This window comes from Psychromonas sp., from assembly GCF_983033635.1.
Genome location: NZ_CEZLMY010000229.1, coordinates 1 through 4,556, shown reverse-complemented (window position 1 = coordinate 4,556; position 4,556 = coordinate 1). Strand labels below are relative to the sequence as shown.

General features: G+C 46.5%; 4 protein-coding genes. All 4 read left to right on the top strand.

All coding sequences use genetic code 11. The annotated features are described in order from the left end of the window. Positions 1-196: 196 nt before the first annotated feature. Positions 197-535, top strand: coding sequence for a nitrogen fixation protein NifW (locus AC4GME_RS17510; protein WP_490378252.1), 339 nt, complete (start codon positions 197-199; stop codon positions 533-535). A gap of 753 nt (positions 536-1,288) precedes the next feature. Further along, positions 1,289-2,422, top strand: coding sequence for a Glu/Leu/Phe/Val family dehydrogenase (locus AC4GME_RS17505; RefSeq protein ID WP_490378251.1), 1,134 nt, complete (start codon positions 1,289-1,291; stop codon positions 2,420-2,422). Positions 2,423-2,470: 48 nt separating this feature from the next. Next, on the top strand, positions 2,471-3,391 hold the full coding sequence (locus AC4GME_RS17500; protein WP_490378250.1) for a 2-oxoacid:acceptor oxidoreductase family protein: 921 nt from the start codon (positions 2,471-2,473) through the stop codon (positions 3,389-3,391). After that, on the top strand, positions 3,388-4,556 hold a 1,169-nt coding region (locus AC4GME_RS17495), incomplete at its 3' end, for a hypothetical protein (protein WP_490379911.1). The genes AC4GME_RS17500 and AC4GME_RS17495, both read left to right, overlap by 4 nt.

The window sequence follows — 4,556 nt, the reverse complement described above, 5'->3', positions numbered from 1 at the left end:
AACACTCGTTCCATGTACTTTGGATAAGTAGAACGACATCACTAACAGGCTTTGAGGCATTTTTGAGCCAGAATTTAAGCTGGCTTTTTCTGAAAGCGTACACAAAGGTCCACTCGCAATGAAGCTATCAAATCTTGCACAACGCTCGCAAATGGATTTAAAACAAATATAAACGCACAAATCAAGACTCTTATTTGTGATTGCGTTATGCTACTACCCCCCTACCCAATTCAGTGAGACTCGACTGGTGGTTCAAAGTTGTCATAAAAATAGCTTACAAAATAAACTTGACAGTTTTACAACGATTGAACAAGCATTAATCTATTTTGAAATCAGCTTCGATAGTTCTTTTATTGAACAATATGGTAAGGAATTAACTAAACGGTTTAAGGGTAATTTAATACTCGGGCGTGCTGACGATTGGTTTTCGGGACGACGTGCGTTAAAAAAAGCCTATTGTAAAATTCAACGCGGACGCTTAGATAAACATAGCCGCTCTGCGTGTCGCGGTTGCACGACTTGTGAACGACGTTAAATACGATAAGCTGTACAGACTAATATTAGACCTGACTATTTAATCTGCTAGGTTCAACTGATCTGAAAAATCTACGCTCAAAAACGCCCTAAAGCGATGACCGGGCATAAATATTAAAGCGTTTTTTGCTATTGATATTAAAATCTGTAATCAATGTGGCAATATGATGAAACTAATTTCCTGCATTTAAGATCCAGCCGTTATCAAGAAAATCCTTATTCATTTGCATGAAAAATCTAAAAAAGTAGCTCTTGCTTTACTCCCAAAATCGAGCACCACCACAACTTGATTAGATAAACGCTCATTCTCTTAGATACTGCAATTTTTAGTAGACCTGTGTTTTCTTTTGATTTCGAGATAAAGCAAATTTCCACAAATGCCGTCCCACACCACTGAGTAGCTGATGATTTCAGCTGGAAATCTTTATACCAAATCCACTAATTTTCTATTCATTTATGCTTGTTAAAATGAATGCTAGCTTCGTTATTGATTTTGCAATTAGAACAACTAGTTACTGCAATCAATGCCTTGCTTTCATCCATTTTCCCTACGCCTAAATAGATTACCCAATTAATGGAATTGGTATTACTCAGGAACAATGTTTTTACTATTCATGAGGTTACTCTGCCTGAATCACTTAACCTCATTAGACATAAGCTGATTCAGTGCATACACTTAATTTATCTACAGCTAATAGTGATCTTAATCACCCTTAATTTAAAAAACAGATAAATAATTAATCGGGGGAAAAGGATGAAAGATATCTTCACATTTGCCGATGAACTGGGTCCTTTGAAAGTAATACATGTTTATGAACCCTCTGTAAATCTTAAGGCAGTGCTTGTGGTGGATAACATTGCTAAAGGGCCCTCGATTGGTGGCGTACGAATGGCTACTGATGTCAGTACTGAAGAGTGTATGCGACTGGCACGTGCCATGACTTTGAAAAATTCAGCAGCCGGTCTGGCTTATGGCGGTGGTAAAGCCGTGCTCTACGGTGATCCCAAAATGCCGAAAATCGAAAAAGAAAAACTGATCCGCGCCCTCGCCAACGTATTACGCAATGAAAACACCTATATTTTTGGCCCCGACATGGGAACCGATGAAGAATGCATGGCCTGGATAAGAGATGAAATCGGACGCGTGGTTGGACTGCCCCGTGAACTTGGCGGCATCCCACTGGATGAAATTGGTGCCACCGGTTTTGGTCTGAGCCATGTAGTGGATGTCGCACTAAACTATTGTGATTTTCAGTTAAAAGGCGCAAGACTGGTTGTACAGGGCTTTGGCGCAGTCGGTAAACATGCAGCCCGATACCTGACACAAAAAGGTGCTGTGCTGGTGGCTGTTGCAGACTCCCTCGGTGCCATTCACAACCCGCACGGACTGGATGTTGAACAATTAATAGCCCTGAAATCCGAAGGTAAGTGCGTCACTGATTACCTTGATGCAAAGAAAATGAGCAGTGATGATGTAATTGATGTGCCATGTGATATCTGGATTCCTGCAGCACGCCCGGATGTTATCCATGAAGATAACGTTAGCCGACTCAATACCAAATTGGTAGTGCAAGGTGCCAATATCCCCTTTACCCATGGGGCTGAGAAAATTCTCCATGACAAGGGGGTACTCTGTGTGCCCGACTTTATTGCCAATGCCGGCGGCGTGATCTGCGCCGCGATGGAATATGAAGGAGGCAGCCAGGCCGCTGCCCTGGCGAGTATTGAAGAAAAACTGCGCTACAACACAGAGCAGGTGCTGGAAGCTGTTAAACATAAACAAATATCACCTCGTGAAGCAGCCATGGAAATGGCTGTTAAGCGGTTGAAAAAAGCGATGAGTTTACGGCGTTTTTCTCTGTTTTCATGTGGACCGAATTTCATTTAGCCGTTTTGCGAACCGAGGTGTCAGGTTCTGATGCAGGAAGGAGTTGCCATGTACCGTATACGTTTTCACGGTCGCGGTGGTCAAGGTATGAAAACCGCCAGCCGTATTCTGGGCACCGCCTTTTTTCTGGAAGGCTACGAGGTTCAGGATGCCCCCCGATATAGCGCTGAACGGCGTGGTGCGCCAATATTCGCCTATGTACGGGTCAATAATCAGCCGATAAATGAACGTGGCGTTATTATCCAACCGGATCTTATTATTGTGGCTGATGACAGCCTGATACCCGTACCTGCTGCCGGTGTACTGACGGGGGTGGATCAGCACTCGGTGTTGTTGATTAATAGCGATCAAAACGCAGAAACCTGGAAACAGCGGCTGAATCTTTCCTGTGAAATACTCACTTTACCAGCCGAAGCAGAAGATCGGGCTGAGCTGCGTTTTATTGGTGCAACCTGTACCGGTGCCGCTGCGTGTTTACTGGGCAGTATTTCGCGAGACGCATTACAGCAAGCCATCAAAGAAGAACTGGCAGAGCTGGGCAATGCAGTTATCGAGAAAAACCTTGGCAGAGCGCTAGATGCCTATGACAGTATGCAGGCATATAAGGGTTGTGTGCAGACAGGGGCACAAACCAATGCCAATGACTACAGCAAACCAGCGTGGATAGATCTACCATTTGAGAATGCCCGCATTTCGGCACCGGACATACATGCCTCGGCAAACAGTGTAGAAGTAAGAACCGGTCTGTGGCGTACCCTGCGGCCGGTGATTGATTACCAGCGATGCAAAGACTGCTGGTGGATATGCAGCACCTTTTGTCCGGATGGCGCCATCGCCGTTAACGGAAAAACCCCGGTAATTGATTATGACCATTGCAAGGGCTGCATGATATGTGTGGCGCAATGCCGCGCACACGCTATTGAGGCTGTTCCGGAACAGCAGGCCCAGCAACAGGAGAAATCATCATGAAACGCAGCTTGTTGACCGGAAATGCGGCTGCGGCCTGGGGAGCTCGACTGGCAGCAGCTGATTATATTCCCGCCTTTCCAATCACGCCGCAAACCGAAATCATCGAGAAAATTGCCAGCTGGATTGACCAGGGAGAAATGGATGCGCGTATGGTCACTCTGGAATCTGAACATTCCATGGTGACCGCAGCAGCTGCTGCTGCAACCACTGGAATTCGAGCTTTCAGCGCTACTTCAAGCCAGGGGCTGCTCTATGGCATGGAGATGTTGTACACAGTGAGCGGCTGGCGAGCGCCCTTTGTGCTGGTAAATGTTTCTCGCGGTCTGGCCTCGCCGATCACTCTGGAGCCGGACCATAACGATATCATGGCAGCCCGGGATTGCGGCTTTCTGCAGATTCATTGTTCAACCTGCCAGGAAGTGCTCGACAGCACATTGATAGCCTTCCGTCTGGCTGAAGATCAACGTATACGCCTGCCGGTGATAGTCAATATGGACGGTTTTTATCTATCTTTTACCCGCGAACCGGTGGCTATTCCGGATGCTAAAGCTGCTAAGCAATTTGTTAGAGATTTTGATCCGCAAAATATGCGCTTTCGTGCCGGCTCACCGAGAAGCCAGGCAGTAGCTGTATTGGGCGGAGCCCCCTATTCCTATTTTCGTTATCAAACACATCTCGCAGCACAAAATGGTATTGCTGTTTACGATGAATTATCTGTCGAATTCGCCGAACACTTTGGCCGTCAATATTCAGCGATTGAAGCTTACCAATGTGATGATGCCGATATCGTATTGGTTATGCTCGGCTCCTTTGCCACCAAGGCCAAAGCTGCAGTTGACCAGATGCGCAAAGCCGGTAACAAGATTGGATTGTTGCGGCCTCACCTGTACCGTCCCTTCCCGGCAGAGCTGTTGCGCAATTTACTGGCAGGTAAATCCGGTGTTGCGGTGATCGATCAGAATATATCAATGGGCATGGGGGGGGTGCTGCATTCTGAACTGGCGGGCGCACTCTATGGCCACCCTCTCGCACCGCCACAATTGCTGAGTTTTATCGGTGGACTGGGCGGACGAGATATTAGCCAGGAAGAGTTTTTTGAGATAGCCAATGTTACCCGTAATGCCGTAGCAGAAAAACAAACCCCGCCCCCTCGGCTGCTCTATAC

Bases quoted from the DNA above. Each gene is read 5' to 3' on its own strand.
- AC4GME_RS17505 (WP_490378251.1), top strand. From the start codon at position 1,289: ATGAAAGATATCTTCACATTTGCCGATGAACTGGGTCCTTTGAAAGTA.
- AC4GME_RS17500 (WP_490378250.1), top strand. From the start codon at position 2,471: ATGTACCGTATACGTTTTCACGGTCGCGGTGGTCAAGGTATGAAAACC.